This window comes from Streptomyces griseosporeus (assembly GCF_014656055.1).
Classification (GTDB): Bacteria; Actinomycetota; Actinomycetes; order Streptomycetales; family Streptomycetaceae; genus Streptomyces; species Streptomyces griseosporeus.
The window spans coordinates 94,155-113,346 of record NZ_BNBR01000008.1; the positions used below are offsets into that span (position 1 = coordinate 94,155).

Annotated in this window: 13 protein-coding genes; 4 read left to right on the forward strand and 9 right to left on the reverse strand. The window is 72.9% G+C overall.

Going from position 1 to position 19,192, the window contains the following annotated elements; translation table 11 throughout:
- The first annotated feature begins 10 nt into the window (after nt 1-10).
- Nucleotides 11-484: a pyridoxamine 5'-phosphate oxidase family protein gene (locus tag IE308_RS31805; RefSeq protein ID WP_110629885.1), complete on the forward strand. Its 474-nt coding sequence runs from the start codon at nt 11-13 to the stop codon at nt 482-484.
- A gap of 9 nt (nt 485-493) precedes the next feature.
- On the opposite strand, the gene guaA is transcribed toward IE308_RS31805, so the two are convergent.
- Complete coding sequence (gene guaA, locus IE308_RS31810) at nt 494-2,074, reverse strand: glutamine-hydrolyzing GMP synthase (protein ID WP_110629884.1); 1,581 nt, start codon at nt 2,072-2,074, stop codon at nt 494-496.
- Nucleotides 2,075-2,463: 389 nt separating this feature from the next.
- Here guaA and IE308_RS31815 point away from each other — a divergent pair, with 389 nt between their 5' ends.
- Nucleotides 2,464-2,760 (forward strand): chorismate mutase, encoded by a 297-nt coding sequence (locus tag IE308_RS31815; RefSeq protein ID WP_190220562.1) that lies wholly within the window; start codon nt 2,464-2,466, stop codon nt 2,758-2,760.
- A 581-nt stretch (nt 2,761-3,341) separates the two neighbouring features.
- Here IE308_RS31815 and IE308_RS31820 read toward each other — a convergent pair.
- Nucleotides 3,342-4,505, reverse strand: coding sequence for a hypothetical protein (locus IE308_RS31820; RefSeq protein ID WP_190220563.1), 1,164 nt, complete (start codon nt 4,503-4,505; stop codon nt 3,342-3,344).
- A 206-nt stretch (nt 4,506-4,711) separates the two neighbouring features.
- Here IE308_RS31820 and IE308_RS31825 point away from each other — a divergent pair, with 206 nt between their 5' ends.
- The gene (locus tag IE308_RS31825; RefSeq protein WP_190220564.1) at nt 4,712-5,791 is read left to right on the forward strand and encodes an LAETG motif-containing sortase-dependent surface protein; all 1,080 of its coding nucleotides are present in this window, start codon (nt 4,712-4,714) and stop codon (nt 5,789-5,791) included.
- A gap of 69 nt (nt 5,792-5,860) precedes the next feature.
- Here the strand turns inward: IE308_RS31825 and IE308_RS31830 are convergent, their stop codons facing one another.
- The 5 genes from IE308_RS31830 to IE308_RS31850 form a co-directional block, all read right to left on the reverse strand.
- On the reverse strand, nt 5,861-7,666 hold the full coding sequence (locus IE308_RS31830) for a GMC family oxidoreductase N-terminal domain-containing protein (protein WP_190220565.1): 1,806 nt from the start codon (nt 7,664-7,666) through the stop codon (nt 5,861-5,863).
- Between the two features lie 62 nt (nt 7,667-7,728).
- Entirely contained in the window at nt 7,729-9,369 is a 1,641-nt protein-coding gene (locus tag IE308_RS31835; RefSeq protein WP_190220566.1) for a succinic semialdehyde dehydrogenase, read from the reverse strand.
- A gap of 186 nt (nt 9,370-9,555) precedes the next feature.
- Nucleotides 9,556-10,524 (reverse strand): serine/threonine-protein kinase, encoded by a 969-nt coding sequence (locus tag IE308_RS31840; RefSeq protein ID WP_190220567.1) that lies wholly within the window; start codon nt 10,522-10,524, stop codon nt 9,556-9,558.
- Between the two features lie 15 nt (nt 10,525-10,539).
- Nucleotides 10,540-12,204, reverse strand: a complete 1,665-nt coding sequence (locus tag IE308_RS31845; RefSeq protein WP_190220568.1) for a serine/threonine-protein kinase — start codon at nt 12,202-12,204, stop codon at nt 10,540-10,542.
- A gap of 92 nt (nt 12,205-12,296) precedes the next feature.
- A complete protein-coding gene (locus IE308_RS31850; RefSeq protein ID WP_190220569.1) occupies nt 12,297-13,910 on the reverse strand; it encodes a serine/threonine-protein kinase in 1,614 nt (537 codons plus the stop codon).
- Nucleotides 13,911-14,179: 269 nt separating this feature from the next.
- On the opposite strand from IE308_RS31850, the gene IE308_RS31855 reads away from it, so the two are divergent.
- Entirely contained in the window at nt 14,180-14,587 is a 408-nt protein-coding gene (locus IE308_RS31855) for a hypothetical protein (protein WP_190220570.1), read from the forward strand.
- Between the two features lie 77 nt (nt 14,588-14,664).
- On the opposite strand, the gene IE308_RS31860 is transcribed toward IE308_RS31855, so the two are convergent.
- Together IE308_RS31860 and IE308_RS31865 are read right to left on the reverse strand one after the other, a co-directional pair.
- Nucleotides 14,665-16,275, reverse strand: coding sequence for a serine/threonine-protein kinase (locus IE308_RS31860; RefSeq protein ID WP_190220571.1), 1,611 nt, complete (start codon nt 16,273-16,275; stop codon nt 14,665-14,667).
- 110 nt (nt 16,276-16,385) lie between these two features.
- The gene (locus IE308_RS31865) at nt 16,386-19,085 is read right to left on the reverse strand and encodes a serine/threonine kinase C-terminal domain-containing protein (RefSeq protein WP_229909293.1); all 2,700 of its coding nucleotides are present in this window, start codon (nt 19,083-19,085) and stop codon (nt 16,386-16,388) included.
- Nucleotides 19,086-19,192 lie beyond the last annotated feature (107 nt).

The following is a 19,192-nucleotide window of genomic DNA, read 5'->3' on the forward strand; positions in this document are numbered from 1 at the left end:
CACTCGTCGTATGGCAGCAAACTGGGACACCTTCGCCACCGCCGAACCCGCGCTCGCCGGGGTCGTCGAGGACCGTTTCCGGGCGTTCACGCATCACGTCCTCGCCACGCTCCGCAAGGACGGCGCCCCGCGCACCTCCGGCATCGAGGCCGACTTCCGCGGCGGTGAGCTGTGGCTGGGGATGATGTGGAACTCGCTCAAGGCGCTCGACCTGCGCCGCGACCCGCGCTTCGCGCTCCAGGCGAACCCCGGTGAGGGCACGGGCATGGGCGGCGGGGACGTACGGATCGCCGGGCGGGCGTTCGAGGTGACGGAGCCGGCCGTGAAGGACCGGTACGTGAAAGAGGTGGAACCGCCGGAGCCGTTCCACCTCTTCCGCACCGAGCTGACGGAGGTCGTGCGGACCTACGTCGAGGACGACACGTATCTGGTCGCCCAGGTCTGGAAGCCCGGAGAGCCGGTGCGCACGCTCAGACGGACCTGACCGGGAGGACTACTCCCACTCGATGGTGCCCGGCGGCTTGGAGGTGACGTCGAGGACGACGCGGTTGACGTCCCGCACCTCGTTGGTGATCCGGGTGGAGATCTTCGCGAGGACGTCGTACGGCAGGCGGGACCAGTCGGCCGTCATGGCGTCCTCGGAGGACACCGGGCGCAGCACGATCGGGTGGCCGTAGGTGCGGCCGTCGCCCTGGACGCCCACGCTGCGGACGTCGGCGAGCAGGACCACCGGGCACTGCCAGATGTCGCGGTCCAGGCCGGCCGCGGTCAGCTCCTCGCGGGCGATGGCGTCGGCCTCGCGGAGCAGGTCGAGCCGCTCCTTGGTGACCTCGCCGACGATCCGGATGCCGAGACCGGGGCCCGGGAAGGGCTGGCGCTGGACGATCTCCTCCGGCAGGCCCAGCTCCTGGCCGACCATGCGGACCTCGTCCTTGAACAGCTTGCGCAGCGGCTCGATCAGCTTGAACTCGAGGTCCTCGGGGAGGCCGCCGACGTTGTGGTGCGACTTGATGTTGGCGGTGCCGGTGCCGCCGCCGGACTCCACGACGTCCGGGTACAGGGTGCCCTGGACCAGGAACTCCACGGCCGGGCCCTCGTCGGCGATGATCTCGGCCTGGGCCTGCTCGAAGACGCGGATGAACTCGCGGCCGATGATCTTCCGCTTCTCCTCGGGGTCGCTGACCCCGGCCAGCGCCTTGAGGAACCGCTCCTCGGCGTCGACGACCTTCAACTGCACGCCGGTCGCGGCGACGAAGTCCTTCTCGACCTGCTCGGTCTCGCCCTTGCGCATCAGGCCGTGGTCGACGTAGACGCAGGTCAGCTGGGAGCCGATGGCCTTCTGGACGAGGGCGGCGGCCACGGCGGAGTCGACGCCGCCGGACAGGCCGCAGATCGCGCGCTTGTCGCCGACCAGCTCGCGGATCGCCTCGACCTGCTCCTCGATGACGTTGCCCGTGGTCCAGGTCGGCTTCAGACCGGCGCCGCGGTACAGGAAGTGCTCCAGCACCTGCTGGCCGTGCGTGGAGTGCATGACCTCGGGGTGGTACTGGACGCCGTAGAGCTTCTTCTCGTCGTTCTCGAAGGCGGCGACCGGGACGACGTCCGTGGAGGCCGTGACGGTGAAGCCCTCGGGGGCGGCGGAGCAGGCGTCGCCGTGCGACATCCACACGTGCTGCTCGGCCGGGGTGCCCTCGAACAGGGTGGAGGAGGTCTTGGAGACGTGCAGGTCGGTGCGGCCGTACTCGCGGGCACCGGTGTTGTCGACGGTGCCGCCGAGGACCTGCGCCATCAGCTGGAAGCCGTAGCACATGCCGAAGACGGGGACGCCGGCCTCGAAGAGCTCGCGGCCGAGGCGGGGGGCGCCCTCCTCGTACACGGACGAGGGGCCGCCGGAGAGGATGATCGCCGCCGGGTTCTTGGCGAGCATCTCGGCCACCGGCATGGTGCTGGGGACGATCTCGCTGTAGACCCGGGCCTCACGGACGCGACGGGCGATGAGCTGGGCATACTGCGCGCCGAAGTCGACGACCAGGACGGTGTCGGGGGCGGCGGCAGCGGGGGTCGCTGATGACACGGGAGCCTTCCGGCGGTGGGGCGGGGTCCTTGTGCTGGCCAATTCTACCGAGTGGCCGGGGGACGCCGTCCGGTCTGCCAGCGGTACGGCCCGACAGTCGCGCATCTCACGCGCCGGGGCCGGGGCCGGGGCCGGGAGCGGGCGGGCGTCTCACCATCCGAACCGGCTTGGACGCCCCGCTGGGGCGCGGCATACTGACCGCATGCTCCTGCACGTGACCTACGTCTTTACCTATGGCACCCGGCCCGCCGGCTGCCATGGTCGTGCTGCTTGAGCAACTGATCGAGCGACTTCCCAGGCGCCCCGGGCCGACAAGGTCCGGGGCGCCTGGTTTTTTCCGGACCTTGCCGCTCCGGGGCACCGCAGCCACCAGACGAGGAGCCCCAGAGATGACCGCGACCACCACCGAGAGCACGGAGAAGACCGGCGCGCACACGGCCGAGGCCGCCGATGTGATCACCGGCGCGCGGGAGCGCATCGACGCGCTCGACGACCGGATCATCGGCCTGATCCAGGAGCGGATGGCCGTGTCCGCCGTCATCCAGGAGGCGCGGATCGCCTCCGGCGGCCGGCGCGTGAACCTCTCGCGCGAGATGGAGGTCCTCGGCCGCTACCGGGAGGCGCTGGGCAAGCCGGGTACGGCGCTGGCGATGACGCTGCTGGAGCTGTGCCGGGGCCGCGTCTGAGGCACACGGTCGCACTTGAGTTCACCCCCGCCTCTCACCCGTACGGCGCGTGACCGGTCCCGGACGGCTTCGTTGGTACCGGTGTCCGTGCCAGCCAGGGGCGGGCCCGAAAGAACCACGCGTGGCTCACTGGAGCGATGAGACGTACGGATCGTGCCGTGCGTCGTGGGACCTCGCTCCAGGGAAGTGACCGGACGGCAGGGGACAGCAGCCCGGTCACCCAAGAGAACGGCCGGCTCCGGGGACGCCCGGGGCCGGCCGGCGGGAACGGCGCATATATGCATCAAGTCTGGGTGAAACGGTTGCGGAGGCGGCGTTCGTCCAGCACGATGCGTAGAAAGCGGTGGAAGACCCAAGTCCCCCTGAACACAACTGCATTGCCCGGTATCTCCGGCTTCTGAAGGCCCACTGGCAGAGGCTCGGACACCGAGGCGGGACGGCCCACACAGCCACCCAGGCGGCGCGACCCCCCGGCGCCGCTTCCCCGGCACCGGCGCTGCCCTGACGCCGGTGCTGACGAGAAGAAGGGCCCCGCGGCCGCACCCCGCGGGGCCCTTCGCATGCCGGTACGGCGTTCTGGGTCAGACCCGGGAGACGCTGCCGCAGCTTTCCGGACGGTCACGGTCCAGTTCCTTGCTGCGGTCGTAGGGGTCGACCGTGGGGCCGGTCGGGGGCGCGCCCGTCGGGGCGGCGGAGTGGAACTGGGGGTGCAGATAGCCGTCGTACACGTCGCAGGCGGAGTTGCCGGCGTTCTCGTCGTAGCGGATGACGGAGATCCGGCCGGGGGTGGCCTGGTAGTGGGCGGTGTCGTAGAGCCGGATGTCGAGGACGCGGCGTACGACGGTGCGGGTGACCTCGGTGGCGCCCTGCTCGGCGCGGACGACCGGGTAGACGAAGGTGTAGTCGGCGTGGATGTCGACGGAGTCCTTCTCCTTGCCGGGCCGGAACGTCATACGGCCGCGCGTCTTGACGACGGTGCCGACGAGGCGCACCTCGGCCGGGTCGAAGCGGCTGAACATGGTCAGCGGGTCGTGGTCCTTGTCCGGCGCGCGCAGGGCGGTGTCCAGGTGGGCGTGCAGATCGGTCTGCCGGGGGTCGATGACGGCGAGCGCGTCGGCGGGGCGGGAGCCGCGGAGGGTGGCGGGGTCGAGGTTGGCCTCGACGAGCAGCGTCTTCGTCTGCTCCAGGGCCTTGCTCACCTGCTCCTTGCCGAAGGGCCCGACAGCGCTCGCCGCCGGCGGCCGGATGCCGTCCGCCCCATCGGCCCACCGCTCGGCCGGGGACCCGGCGAACGGCCGCTCCAGGGTGGGGGTCTGCGGGTCGGCCGCCTCGGGCGGGGCGGTGGGCGCGGCGGTCTCGGGCGGCAGGGGCGTGGCGGAGGCGGCCCGGTCACCGTCGCCGCCGGTGCCGAAGGGGTCGCCGGGCAGCACGGACGGCCGTACGGCCACGACGGCGAGGGCCACCGCGAGCGGCACCCCGATCACGGCCCACAACCGGCGCCGCCGCGCCCCTCTCTCCCGCCGCTCGGGCCCCGTACGCCACCCGCCGGGCAACTCCCCCCGCGCCTCCTGCTGCCGCAGCCGCTCGGTCACCATGCGGGCACGCGCGGACGGCTCCTTGGGCGCGGAGGCCCGGATGTCGGCCTCACTGTCACGGACGAACTTCTCCCAGACGTCGTCGGGTATGGAGGAGGGAAGCTCCTCTCCGGAGTCCGAACCGGGCACGTCGGACGACCTGTTGGACATGCGGCGACGCTCTCTCTTGGCGGGTTGTGATCAGGCGGGAGGCAGAGTAGCGCCTGACCGGCGTGACGCAGTTCACATAAGAGACGTGTGAATATCGCACAACCCTTCACAGGTTTCACGGATCAAACCTGCTGCATCAAGGGCCCCAAGCGCCGCCACGCCGGAGCCCTCCACACGCTGGATCACACTGGACTCTTGAGGTCTTCATGAAGCTTCGCCGTGCCATGGCCGTTGCGGCCGCGACCGCTGTCATCGCGCCGGTCGCCCTGCTGTCGGCTCCGGCCGCGTTCGCGACGGACGGTGACACGCCCACCACGACCGCCTCCACCCCGGCCGCCGACGAGAACACGCCGGCCGCGGACGAGAGCACCCCCGCGGCCGACGAGAGCACCCCGGCCGCCGATGAGAGCACCCCCGCGGCCGACGAGAGCACCCCCGCCGCGGACGAGAGCACCCCGGCCGCCGCCGAGAGCACCCCCGCCGCCGGCCAGAGCAGCCCGGCCGCCTCGACGAGCGCGAGCCCGAGCCCGAGCGCCAGCACGAGCGCCAAGCCCGGCGACGACGTGCCGTTCGACCCGTACAACGACTGCCAGGACTACAAGCAGGACAAGAAGCTCACCGCCACGATCTCCGGCCTGCCGAACAAGATCGTCGCCGGTTCCGGCTGGCACAACTTCGAGTTCGTCGTCGACAACAGCTCCGACAAGGACCTGAAGAACGTCTGGATCGAGGCGTTCGCGGAGTACAACGACGAGACCGACGCCTCCCTCTACACCGACCTGGCCGAGATCCAGGTCAAGGAGGACGGCAAGTGGACTGACGCCTACCAGGACGGCATCGAGGAAGGCGGCGAGTCCTACAACTTCTCGGGCTCCTTCATCGCTGTCCTCGACACCCTGGAGAAGAACACCACCGCCACGCTCGACCTCCGGATCAAGGTCAGCGCCAAGGCGCCGGCCGGTTCCGCTCTCGCGCTGAGCAACGCCGTCTACGCCGGTGAGAACACAACCTGCTACGGCAACGGCGACTACTACGACGTCAAGATCCTCGCCGCCGGCAGCAAGCCGGGCGACGTCGACGACGCCAAGCCGAACGGTGAGAAGCCGAACGGCCCGGACCAGGACAAGAAGCCGCAGGGCGGCGTCAAGGAGATCTCCGGCAACCTCGCCGAGACCGGCTCCAGCTCCGCTCTCCCCGTCATCGGGCTCGTCGGTGGTGTCGCCGTCGTCGCCGGTGCCGGTGCGATGTTCGTCGTGCGGCGGCGTAAGGCCGGCGTTCAGGCGTAACCAGCAGTAGACAAAACGGAAGGGACCTGCGCTCGGAGGGGGGCGCAGGTCCCTTCCTTTTGCTTACGGTCACTCCGCCTTCGGCGGCACCGTCGGCATCCCCAGGAACGGCAGGCGCAGGGCGCCGAAGGCCTCCGGGGGGACCGCCGGGTGCTTCGGCTCGACCGGGGTGACGCGGCGGTAGGCCGCGCCCTGCGGGGGACGCTGGTCCTCCTCGCCCTTGTTCGGCCAGAAGGACATCGCCCGCTCGGCCTGTGCCGTGATCGTCAGGGACGGGTTCACGCCCAGGTTCGCCGAGACCGCGGCCCCGTCGACGACGGAGATGCCGGGGTGGCCGTACAGGCGGTGGTACGGGTCGATGACGCCCGTCTCCGCCGAGGAGCCGATCGGGCAGCCGCCCAGGAAGTGGGCGGTGAGAGGGGTGCCCATCAGCTCGCCCACGTTGGAGCCGGCGAAGCCGTTGATCTCCGCGGCCAGCGCCGACGCGCCCTCCGACGCCGCCTTGATCTGCTTGGGGTTGGGGGCGCCGTGGCCCTGGCGGGCCGTGAGCAGGCCCTTGCCGACCCCGCTCGGCTTCAGGTACGTCGTCAGGGAGTTGTCCAGCGACTGCATCACCAGGCCGATGATCGTCCGCTCCGACCAGCGCCGGTTGGAGAGGGAGCGCAGCACCAGGAGGGGGTGGCGGGCCGCGTTGGCCAGCCATGCGCCGACCCGGGAGCGGCCCTCCGCGTACGGCACCTGGAGGATGGACAGGCTGCCCATCGAGTTGGAGCCCTTGCCGTAGCGGACCGGCTCGATGTGGGTGTTCTCGTCGGGGTGGATGGAGGACGTGATGGCCACGCCCCGCGTGAAGTCCGCCTTCGGCGCGCCGGTCGCCCGGCGGTAGCGGCGGTCGTCGGTCTGCGCGCCCACCAGCGCCTCGGAGTTGGTGCGGGTCAGCTCGCCGAGCCGCGACGACAGGTACGGCAGCTGTCCCGTCGCCTTCATGCGGTGCAGCAGCGTCTGGGTGCCGTACGTGCCCGCGGCCAGGATCACCCGGCGGGCGGTGAACGTCCGGCCCCGGCCCTTGCGGCGGTCGTCCGTCGGGACCGTGGTGACCGCGTAGCCGCCCCGGGAGTCGCCCGTGACCGAGACGACCGTGGTGAGCGGGTGGACCTTCGCGCCCGCCTTCTCCGCCAGGTAGAGGTAGTTCTCGTTGAGGGTGTTCTTCGCGCCGTGGCGGCAGCCCGTCATGCACTCCCCGCACTCGGTGCAGGCCTTGCGGGCGGGGCCGACCCCGCCGAAGTACGGGTCCGGGACCTGCTCCCCCGGCTTCGCCCGCGCGGTGCCGTCCGCGTCCTCGCCGTCGCCGAAGAAGACGCCGACCGGCGCCATATGGAAGGTGTCGCCGCAGCCCATCCGCTCCGCCGCCGCCTTCAGGTGCACGTCGGAGGGGGTCATGGTCGGGTTCAGGCGCACGCCGAGCATCCGGCGGGCCTGGTCGTAGTACGGCTCCAGCTCCTCCTGCCAGTCCGTGATGTCCCGCCACTGGGGGTCGTCGAAGAACGCCTTCGGCGGTACGTAGAGGGTGTTGGCGTAGTTGAGGGAGCCGCCGCCGACCCCCGCCCCGGCGAGGACCATCACGTTGCCCAGCAGGTGGATGCGCTGGATGCCGTAGAGGCCGAGCTTGGGGGCCCAGAGGTAGTTCTTCAGGTCCCAGCTGTTCTTCGGCAGGCTCTCCCGGGTGAAGCGGCGGCCGGCCTCCAGGACGCCCACCGAGTACCCCTTCTCGGTGAGGCGCAGGGCGGAGACCGAGCCGCCGAATCCCGAGCCGACGACGATCACGTCGTAGTCGTAGGCGTCCTGCGGAGCGTCCTGTGGAGCGTCCTGTGGCACGTGCCTTCTCTCCTTTGAGTGTGCAGTGCGGGGGAACCCGGCGGCCCGGCGGCCCGGGTGGCTCAGCGGAAGCGGAACGCCTTCATCAGGCGCAGGCTCGTGCTCATGAACGCCGCGTACTTCTCGTCGTCCATGCCGAGGGACGGGGCCATCGGCAGCAGCCGCTGGTGCGCCACCGTCTGGGCCTCGGTGTACTTGAGGATGCCCTCGGAGCCGTGGCGGCGGCCGAGGCCGGAGTCCTTCATGCCGCCCATCGGGGACTGGACGCTGCCGTAGGCGGGCGCGTAGCCCTCGTTGATGTTGACCGTGCCGGTGCGCAGGCGGGCGGCGACCTCGCGGCCGCGGCGGGCGTCCTTCGTCCAGACAGAGGAGTTCAGGCCGTACGGCGTGGCGTTCGCCTGCTCGATCGCCTCGTCCTCGGTGCGGAAGCGGTAGACCGACACCACCGGGCCGAACGTCTCCTCCGTGCAGACGGACATCGGCTCGCTGACGCCGTCGAGGATCGTCGGCTCGAAGAAGTACGGGCCGACGTCCGGGCGGGCCACCCCGCCGGCCAGCACCTTCGCGCCCTTGGCGACGGCCTCCTCCACGTGCCGCCGCACGGTCTCCAGCTGGCGTTCGCCGACCAGCGAGCCCATGTCGGCGCCGTAGGCGAGAGAGGTGCCGAGCCGCAGCGCCTTCGTGCGGGCGGCGAAACGCTCCAGGAAGGCGTCCGCGATCGACTCGTGGACGTAGAGCCGCTCGATGGAGATGCACAGCTGGCCCGCGGAGGAGAAGCAGGCGCGGACCGCGCCCGCGGCGGCCTTCTCGATGTCGGCGTCCTCCAGCACCAGCATGGCGTTCTTGCCGCCCAGTTCGAGGGAGACGCCGACCAGTCGGGCTGCGGCGCGCTCGGCGACCTCGCGGCCGGTGCGGGTGGAGCCGGTGAAGGAGACGTAGTCGGCGTGCTCGACGACCGCGGGGCCGACGACCGGGCCGTCGCCGATGACGACCTGGAAGACCCCGGCCGGCAGGCCCGCCTCGATCAGCAGGTCTCGCGCCCACAGCGCGGTCAGGCAGGTCTCGGTGTCCGGCTTCATGACGACCGCGTTGCCCGCGACGAACGCCGGCAGCGCGTCGCCGACCGACAGCTCCAGCGGGTAGTTCCAGGGGGCGATCTGGCCGACGACCCCGCGCGGGTGGCGCAGCTCGACGACCTTCGTCAGCGTCGGTACGGCGCCCGCGTGCCGCTTCGGCCTCAGGTACGCGGCGGCCCGGCGGCCGTAGTGGCGGGCCGCGACGGCGACGGCCTGGACCTCCTCGTGGGCGTGCAGCCGGGCCTTGCCGGTCTCCAGCTGGATCAGGTCCAGGATCTCCGCCTGGCGTTCGAGCACCAGGTCGTGGAAGCGGAGCAGGACGGCGGCGCGCTCCCGCACCGGCGTCCTCGCCCAGACGGCCTGGGCGGTGCGGGCCGCCTCGAAGGCCCTGGCCACGTCCTCGGGGGTGGACTCGGGCAGGTCGGCGAGCTTCTCCCCGGTGAACGGGGTGTGGTTGGCGGTACGGCCCGAGCCGACGACGCCCTTGGTCAGCTGGGCGACCAGCTCGGGGGTGACCACGTCGGCGGCGGTGCGGGCGCCCGCGGGGGCCGGGGCGAGGGGGTTGGTCGTCGTCTGAGGGGCCGGGTCGTCGGGGGCCGTCTCTGCGGGGGCCTGCAAGTCCGTCATGGGGCGCAGGGTATGCCCGCGCGGAGCCTTTGTGTACCCGTCGGTAATCGGGATTCACCGACTGCTCACATGGCGCCAGTGCTCACTGGCAACAAATGCGCTGATCAGGCCATTGTTCGAAGAGGGTCGGCCACGGTTCGATCTCGGCCGGTCCGCGCCGGTGCTACCCCTTGGCCCGCGGCGGTGCTACCCCTTGGCCCAGCCGAGCGCCTCCAGCAGCGCGGCCACGGCTGGCGGCCGCCGCCGCTCGGGGGGCGGCTCGGGCACTGTCTCCGCCAGCACCGCTGCCGGCTCCGCCACCACCGCCGTCGGCTCGGACACCACCGCCGTCGGCTCGGACGCCGTCTCGCCCACCACCACCGGCTCCGGCACCGTCTCCCCCGCCACCGCCGCCAGCTCCGCCGCGGTCTCCTCCGCCCCGGGGCGGCGCTCCGGTTCCGGTGCGAGCAGCCGGCCGAGCAGCGGTTCCAGGGGACCGGCGTCCCCGGGTGCCACCGCCGCCCGCAGCAGCGCGCCGAGCGACCACAGGTCGGACGCCGGGCCGCCGCCCCGGCCCGCGCCCCGCTCGGGCGCCTCGAACTCGCCGCCCCGCGCGGGCACTTCAAAGCCGAAGCCGGCGAGGGCGACGCGGCCCGACGGTGCCAGCAGGACGTTGGCCGGCCGTACGTCGCGGTGGACGATGCCGATCGCGTGCGCGGCGCGCAGGGCGCCGAGGACGGCGAGGCCGACGCGGGCGGCCTCCTCCGCGTCGAGGGGGCCGCGGGCGAGCCGGTCCCGCAGGGACTCGCCGGGCACCCACTCGGTGACGATCCACGGCGGTCCTACGCCCTCGCCCCCGGGCTCCGCCTCGGCGACGACGTCGTGCACCGCGACGGCCGACGGATGCTCCACGCGGGCCGCCGCGCGCGCCTCGTGCAGCAGGCGATGGGCGACGCGCTCGCGCTCCTCACCGGCCACGGAGGAGGCCACGGAAGAAGCCTTGGTGGACGCCACGGACGACGGCAACGGCGGCTGCCGTACGGCGACCTCACGGCCCGTACGCTCGTCCAGCGCCCGCCACACCGCGCCGCCCACCCGCTCCAGCAGCCGGTAGCGCCCGGCCACCCGCCGCTCCCCGGTCGTGTCGCCGCCGCGCGCGCCGTCGTCGTCGCTCATGCCCCTCGCCCGTCGTCAGAGCTTGTCCACGTCCAGGTTGGCGACCGCCTCCCGCGCCACCTCACGGCCCCGCTCGGTGAAGTCGCCCTCTCCCGGGTAACCGATGGTGAGCTTGTACATGTCACCGGATCCGGTCCGGTAGTAGAAGAACTGCATCTCGCGCGGGCGCGGTTGCTCGCTGTCGTCGGTCTTGAAGGTGACCGTCATCAGGGCCGCCTCGTGCCCCTGGAAGGTGCGGTTGCCGTCGACGACGGTCTCCGGGTTCTCCGGCATGTCGTAGTCGTAGGCGCCGCGCTCCTTGAACTCGGCCTGGTCCTGGTACATCTCGGCCGCCGCGGAGGCGGCGATGTTGTTCGAGGTGTCCTCGGACTTCTTCTCCAGGGCCAGGTCCACCCAGATGCTGCCGCTGGGGTCCCCGTAGCCGACCCAGTGCCGCTGGTCGGTCTTGGAGTCGGGGCCGAAACGCTTGTAGCCGGTGGGCGCGGCGATCGTCGCGCGCAGCGTCCCCTCGTGGTGGGTGCTCCAGCCATCGGGCAGCGGACCGGCGAACGGGTCGGCGACCACCAGATACCCGGCGACGGCCGCCGCGACCACCACCGCGCCGAGCCCGAGCCACGTCTTGCGGCCGGGCCGGAAGCCGCGCCGGGGCGCGTCGGCGTACACCACCGCCTGGGTCGGCGGCACCGGCGCGGGCGCCGGCGGGTGCGCGGCCGCCTCCAGCAGTGCGCGGACCTGCGCCGCGGTGGGGCGGCGTGCCGGGTCCTTCTGGAGCAGGCCGTTGATGGCCTCGGCGAGCGGGCCCTGCGCGGAGGCCGGCGGGGCGGGGACGGCGTTGAGGACGGACTGCAGGGTGGCGGGCGTGTTGCTGCGGCGGAACGGCGAGACGCCCTCCGTCGCCGCGTACAGCACCACGCCGAGCGACCACAGGTCGGAGGCCGGGCCGGGGCGCTGGCCGAGCACCCGCTCCGGGGCGATGTACTCGGGCGAGCCGACGAAGCCGCCGGTGTCGGTCAGGTTGGTCTCGCCCTCGATCTGGGCGATGCCGAAGTCGGTGAGGACGACCCGGTCGTACCGGCCGAGCAGGACGTTGTCCGGCTTCACGTCCCGGTGCAGGATGCCGGCGGCGTGCGCGGCCTCCAGCGCGCCGAGGACCTCCAGACCGATCCGGGCGGCGTCGCGCGCGCCCAGGGTGCCTTCCTGGAGGACATCGCCGAGGGAGCGCCCTCGCACCAGCTCCATGACGATCCACGGCCGGCCGTCGACGACGGCCACGTCGTGCACGTTCACCACCGCGGGGTGGTCGAGCCGGGCCGCGGCGCGCGCCTCGCGGCGCATCCGCTCGTAGGCGTTGGCGCGTTCCCGCTCGGGGAGGTGGTCGGGGACGCGGGGCTCCTTGACGGCGACCTCGCGGTCGACCGTCTCGTCCTTGGCCCGCCACACCGTGCCCATGCCGCCGTGCCCGAGCTTGGCGAGCAACCGGTAGCGTCCCGCGATCAGCCGGCCGGCACCGGCGTCCGTACCGGGTTCCGTACCGGCACCCGCACCTGAACTCGAACCCGAACCCGCACCCTCACCGCCGCCAGCGCCCGCGCCCGGGCCCTGGGCGGGCACGGCCATCGCCGGGTTCGGTGGCTGGAGCACGAAGCTGGTGGTGTCGTCGGCGCCCCCGTGGTTGTCCATGCGTCCATCCATATCGCGCGCGCCGCAGCCGTATCCAGCCAGGGGCCGGACCGGTCACAGACCCGTGACCCGTACCGTCACCCGTCCCTCGCTCATACCGGTACGAACGTGTCGACCGCGACGTCGAAGAACTCCCGTGCCTCGCGCACCTTGCCGACCGGCGCCGACACCCACACGTCGTACATCCGCCCGTTCTCCTCCCAGCACAGGTCGTACGTGTGCCGGGCGCCCTCCGCCGCGCTGAAGCCGTCCCAGGTGAACTCCCAGAGCGCGGCGGGGCGTCCGCCGTGGGTCGTCGCGCTGACCCGGCCGTCGCGGTAACCGGGGTTGGTGTCCGGGCCCTTGGCGGCGGCGCGGCCCATCACCCCGAGCGGACCGCCCGGTTCGGGCGCGGCGACCTTGATGCCCAGGCGGAACGTCTCCCCGGGCGACAGGTAGAAGACGCGCTCCCCCTGCGGCCGGCGCGTGAAGCCGTCCGGCACGGCGAGGCTGAACCCGGCCGGGTCCTGGGCGAGGCGGTAACCGGAGGGCGCGGTGGGACGGCCGTCGGAGGAGGCCCCGCCGGCGGCGGAGGGGGTACGGGTGACGGTGACCGTCGGGGTGGGGGCATGGGTGCCCGGGCCCTGGCCGGCCGGGGGCGAGGTCCCGGCCGGGCGGCTGTCCCGGCCGTGCGGGGACGAACTGGTGGGCGTACCGCCCCCGTCGCCGTGCTCGTTCATCAGCAGCGCCGCCCCCGACACTCCGGCGCCCGCCATCGCGGCGACGAGCAGCGCCGACACCAGCACGCCTCGCGTGGAGTACGTCCGGCGCGGCGGGTCCGCGGGGTTGTCGAGCCGGGTGGGCGTGTAGGGGACCGGGGGCGGGGCCGGGGTACGCCCGGTGTCGCGGTAGGCGCGCAGCAGCCGTTCCGCCTCGGCCGCGCTCATCCGCCGGTCCGGGTCGCGTTCCAGCAGGCCGCGGATGACGGCCTCGATCGGCGCGGCCTGCGGCGGCGTACGGATGTCGTCGAAGACGACGGCGTGCAGGACGCCGCCGAGGGAGTCGCGGCGGAACGGCGACTCGCCGCTGAGGGCCGTGCACAGCAGCGCGCCCAGCGACCACAGGTCGGACTCCGGGCCGGTCCGGGCGCCGGACATCCGCTCGGGCGCGGTGTACTCGGGCGAGCCGACGAAGGAGCCCGTCTCGGTGAGCGTGGTGGCGCCCGCGACCTGGGCGATGCCGAAGTCGGTGAGGACGACCCGGCCGGTGGCGGACTCGACGAGGACGTTGGCGGGTTTGATGTCCCGGTGCAGCACCCCGGCCGCGTGCGCCGCGCGCAGCGCGCCGAGCAGGGCGACGCCGATCCGCGCGGCCTCGGCCGGATCGACGGGGCCCTGCCGGGCGATCCGGTCGGCGAGCGAGCCGCCGTCGATCAGCTCCATGACGATGTACGGCCGTTCGCCGCACTCCACCACGTCGTGGACGACGATGATGTGCGGGTGGCTCAGCTGCGCGACCGCGCGCGCCTCGCGCAGGGTCCGGTCGTGCTGCCGGCGCGCCTCGGTCGCGTCGAGCTGCTCGTCGAGGGCGATCTCCTTGACGGCCACCTCGCGGCCGAGCAGTTCGTCGGTGGCACGCCAGACGATGCCCATGCCGCCGCGCCCCAGCCGGGTGTGCAGCCGGTAGCGGCCCGCGATCACACGGACGTCGTCCCCCTCGGTCCCCATGCGCCCCATCATGCCCCACCGGACGGTCCGCCTCCGGGGCGCTGACCGGCCGAATGTGCCACCACGGCTCAGTGGTGGGCAGCGGGTGACAGCCCAACCGTACTCAGCACCGCCCGTGGCCCCACCTCGGGAACAATCATTTCCAGCCACAACGGATTGGGAAACGGTCGCAAATTGCGGCAAATCACCGGGAGGTACACCCCAGAAGGGGCAAAACGGCGGCTGAAAACATGCTGTCCTGTGAATGACGAAGGCCTTAGCTTCTCCTCATGAGAAACACATTGAAGCGCCTTTCCGTTGCCGGCGTCGCAGCGGTGGCAATATGCGCGGCGACAGTGACCGACGCCAGCGCGGCAAGCGGCAACGGCGCCTGTTCTGTTACCGGCGCCAAGGGCGGTATGACGTTCACCAACTGGAGCAGCAGTTACGTCGACATCAGTGCTAATATCAGCGACACCTATGCAGATGGCCATAATGTCGGAATCCGCTTCCGGTCCATGGACAACGACTGGGTGACGGATTGGCCCTGGCACTACAATAACAGCGGGGCCGGGTCGACCATCAGCTTCAAGACATATGCATCGACGCCCGCCGGACAGCTGGACTACATCGGCGGGCAGGTGGCGGTCTTTGACAGTACAGGCCACATTCTCCGCAGTTGCACCTTCTGGGCCTGAGTTACGTTCACCGCATAACGTCCAGGCCGCTCTATTGGCCCTGTTGGGCGGAGCTCCGTGCGGAACTCCGCCCTAGACTAGTTCTCCCGCCAGGTCTTCAGCACGGTCTCAAACTGCTTACGCGTGGTGGCCCAGTCCCCGGCAGGAGAGGCCATGTAGATCGCGTACTCGACCCCGCTCCGCGCAACGTACATCAGGTCGACGGCTCGGTACGCCCCAGGCGAACGAAAACCCGTCGCCTCCGCTGTCCACTCGTACTCCAGCCGAGAGCCTTGGCGGTCACGGTAAATCTGGTGCTGCATGCCCAACCGGTCGTAGTCCTTCAGTTGCCTGCTCAACTGCTGGTCCAGGTCGACTTGGTGCGCATAGGGGTCGTCGAAGTCCGGCAGAGTATCGACGGCAATGCGCACCAGGTGGTCGCCCCCGTCAGGCGAATAGTCGATTTGCTGCAAGCCGTTCTTGCTCTTGATGGAAACCGACCGCTTCCAGCCTTCCGGAAGGTAGAGACTGAAGCCCGCAGGATCGTGGTACTGCTTCCAGCCCACGGGAACCGTCCCCTGCGGCTCCACCGTCGGCGAGGGGCCGGCACTGAGGCTGGGGCCGGGGTTTGGACTTTGACTGGCATGGCTGGCGTCGCCGGCCTTCCACTCACGCAACCCGACCGCGGCTCCAGCGCCGGTGATCGCGGCCACGGCAATGACCAACGCGACCGTACGCACACGGCGCCGCTTCTTCCGGAGCGCTGTTGGCGGACCCGCCTGGGTGACGGGGGCCAAGTGCGGCCGGGTGTCCACGGCCTGCGGCTGCTCATAGCGCCTTTGCTGTCCGTACCCTCCGGACTGCGTCGGCACGAATGCCTGCACCGCGTATGGGCGACGGCCCTCCGCTGCCTCGACGAGCATGTGCTCAACTTGTTCGGTGCTCGGCCGGGCCGCCGGGTCCTTGCGGAGCAGGCCGCTGATGACCGGGGCGAGCGGGCCCGCGTACCGCGGGTCGGTCGCCTCCTCCTCGACGACCGCCTGCATGGTGGACAGCGGCGAGGTCCGCCGGAACGGCGACCTGCCCTCGACGGCGGTGTACAGCGTCGCGCCGAGCGCCCACAGGTCGGAGGAGGGCCCGGGGTCGTGGCCGCGGACGCGCTCGGGAGCGAGGTAGTCGACGGAGCCGACGACCTCGCCGGTGCGGGTGATGGTCGTGTCGCCCTCGATCTGGGCGATGCCGAAGTCGGTGAGCAGGACGCGGCCGTCGTGCCCGAGCAGGACGTTGCCGGGCTTCACGTCGCGGTGCAGGACGCCCGCGGCGTGCGCGGCGCGCAGCGCGCGCAGCACCCACAGGCCGATCCGGGCGGCCTCCGCCGGTTCGACGCGGCCCTGTTCCTTCACGGCGTCGGCGAGCGAGCGGCCCTCGACCAGCTCCATCACGATCCACGGCCGGCCGTCGTGTTCGAGGACGTCGTGCACGGTGACGACGGCGGAGTGGTTGATGCGGGCGGCGGCCCGCGCCTCGGCCCGGGTGCGCGCCAGCAGGACGCCGCGCTCGCTCTCGGAGACGTAGAGGGCGGCGGTCAGCTCCTTGATGGCGACCGCCCGGTGCAGCAGCTCGTCGTGCGCGCGCCACACGCGGCCCATGCCGCCGCTGCCGATGGAGTCGGCAAGCCGGTAGCGGCCCGCGAGGAGCAGGCCCTGCATCTGATTCACGTTGCCCCGCAATGCTCTTGACAGGGTCAGACTAAAGACAGGCCCCTGTCCGGGGAACGGGCGGGGTGCCACGGTGACCGCACTGTGACGGTTCCCTCAGGTCACTTCCCCGGGCGGTAGGTCGCCGACGCCTGCTCGTACAGCCGCGTCACCTCGTCCCGTTCGGCCTCCGGCCCGCGCACCTGGACGACGTGGTAGCGGCCGTTCACGAGGAGGGCGAGGTTGCGCACGAACAGCTCGCGTCCGTCGGCGCCGGTCCAGGTGAACTGCCCCTCCGCCATGGTGCGCCCGCCGACCTGAATGGTCTTCAGGCCGCTCGCGGTGGCCCAGGTGGAGTCGCGGTACGGCTGGATCTCGTACTCCTTCTCCCGCTGGTAGACCATCGGGTCGCTGCCGTAGGCGGCCGCGCTGTCCCGGCCGGGTACGACGATCAGCTCGAAGTCGCCGTGGGAGTAGACCACCTGACCGCGGCCGTTGCCCGGCGTGCGCTCCCAGCCGTTGGCCACGGCGACCCGGAAGCCCGCGGGGTCGGTGCGCAGGGTGAAGCCGTCGGCGACCTCGGTGCCGCCGCCGGACTGCGCGTCGGACGACGGGGCGGGGCTGCCCTCGTCGTCGTCGCCGGGGGTCGTCTGGTCGGGCCGGGGTTCGCTGCTCGCCTCGGGCGCACCGGAGGCGGGGGCGGCTTCTCCGGCGGCGCCGGTCCGGTCGGCGGCGGCACCGCCGCCCGCGCCGGTGCCGGAGCCGGCCTTCGGCATGAACAGCATGGCGTACGCGACCGCTCCGGCCAGCAGCAGCAGGATGAGCAGGAGCAGCGTACGGCCGAGGCTGCGCGGGGAGCCGGAGCGGGCCGAACGGCCCTCCTGCCGGGCCCGCTTGTGCCGCCCGTGCGCGCTGTTCGCGGGGAGCCCGGCGCGCCGCCTGCGCACCAGCTCGCCGCGCCGGCGCACGATCGGCAGCCGGCTGGGGTCGGCCGGCGGCGCGGCGATGACGTGCACACCGGCCTCCGGCTCGGGCGCGGACCGCACCAACGAGCGCAGCCAGCCGCGCAGTTCCTCCACGTCGGGCCGCTCGGTGGGATCCTGCCGCAGCAGCGACTCGACGACCGGGCGCAGCGGTCCGCACTCCTCGGCGAACGCGGGCGGCTCGGCGCACACCATCTGCACCAGCTCGGCCGTGGACTCCTCGGGGTAGGGCGCGTGCCCCTGCACGGCGCGGAAGAGCAGCGCGCCGAGCGCCCACAGGTCGGTGGCGGGCCCGATCGGCGCCGCCAGCTGCCAGTTCTCGTGCACCGGTCCGGCCTGTTCGGGCGCCCACCGTTCGGTGACGGCGCCCACCACGGCCATCCGGGCCTGCCGGGCCCGCTCGGCGGCGAGCGCGGTGGCGGGACCCCGGTGCGGCGGTGCGGCGCCGGCCGGGTCGTCCCAGCGGGCGGTCGCTCCGGCGGGCGCGAGGGGGGCGTGGTCCCGCGCGCCCGGGGCGGGGGCCGCCGGGTCCGGGCCGGAGGGGCGGGGCGTGGCGCCGTGCCAGGCGGCGGCGCCACGGACGCCGTAGGGGTCGGCGATCTGGCCCGGCGGGGGCGCCGGGGCGGTGTCGCCGGCCGCGGGCGGCCGGGCGCCGGGCAGGGCGATACGGCCGTTCTGCCCCTCCTCCTGGACGCGGGCGGCGGCGCGTGCCCCGGCCCGGTAGGCGGCGATGGCGCCGGCCCGGGCGGCGCGGACGTCCCCGCCGCCGTCCGTCCTGTCGCCGAGGGCGCCCGAGGCCCCGTGCCCCGGCTCGGCACCGGCGGCCGGGAGCCCTCCGGAGACCCGCGCCTGGATGGCGGCCCGCCGGGCGGCCTCGGGGTCGGGAAGCCCCGCGCCTCCGGCGGAGGCGCCTCCCGCGGGGGGCCGCAGGGCTGCGGCGCCGCCGTAGGGACCGGACGGGGCGTGCGGCTCGGGGCCGGCGGGGCCGCCGTACGCGCGCTGCTGTGCCCCACCGGGACCGCCGGGGCCACCGGGGCTGCCCGGGCCGGGACCACCGGGAGCGCCGTATGCCCCGGACACCCCCTGCGCACCGACGGACCCGGGACGGGACCCCGGGCCATTGGGTACGGAGTTGGGCCCGGCGAACGTGCCGCCTGGCGCCACCGCCCCGCCCCCGCCCCCGTCCTCGCCGTCCGGCGGCGGCACGGGGTCGTACCCGCACAGCGCCTCCTCCGCCGCGCCGACCGCCAGGCCGGTGAGCATCACGCGGCCGTCGTCGCAGACGAGGACCGTGCGGGCGGTGATGTTGCGGTGCACCCAGCCGTGGGCGTGCAGCGCGCGCAGCGCGGTGAGGACGTCGGCGGCGACCTCGGCCGCGCGGTACGGCGTCAGGGGCTGCTCGGCGAGCAGCGCAGCCAGCGGCCGGGCGGCCACCAGTTCGCTGACGATCCACAGGGAGCCGCCCTCGGCGAAGACGTCGAAGACCTGGTCGAGCCGGGGATGGTCGGGGATCCGCGCGGCGGCCTGGGCGGCCTCCAGCGCGCGCCGGACGACCGGGTCGGCGGGCCGCCGAGTGCTGGTGCCTGGGCCGGCGCCGGGGCGGCGGGCACCGGGGACGCGCGCTCCGCCCGTGCGCTCACGTGCCGTGAACCCCTCGGGCAGCCCCTCGGCGTCGAGCACCTCCGCCTCGACGACCTCCGGCAACGGCACCTGGCGGACCAGGACTTCCTGTCCGCTGTAGGTGTCGAAGGCCCGCGTCTCGGTGAGTTCGTACTCGTCGGAGGGGGGCAGCGGCAGGCGGTAGCGGTCGGCGAGTACCCGTCCCGCGTAGTCGTCCACGGTGCCTCCCCCGGCCGCCCGGTCGGTCAATTCCGTTCGCCTCTCGTCCCGTTCCGCACCTCTACCCGGATGCGTACGGTCCGCAAGCACTCACGATACGTGCCGGA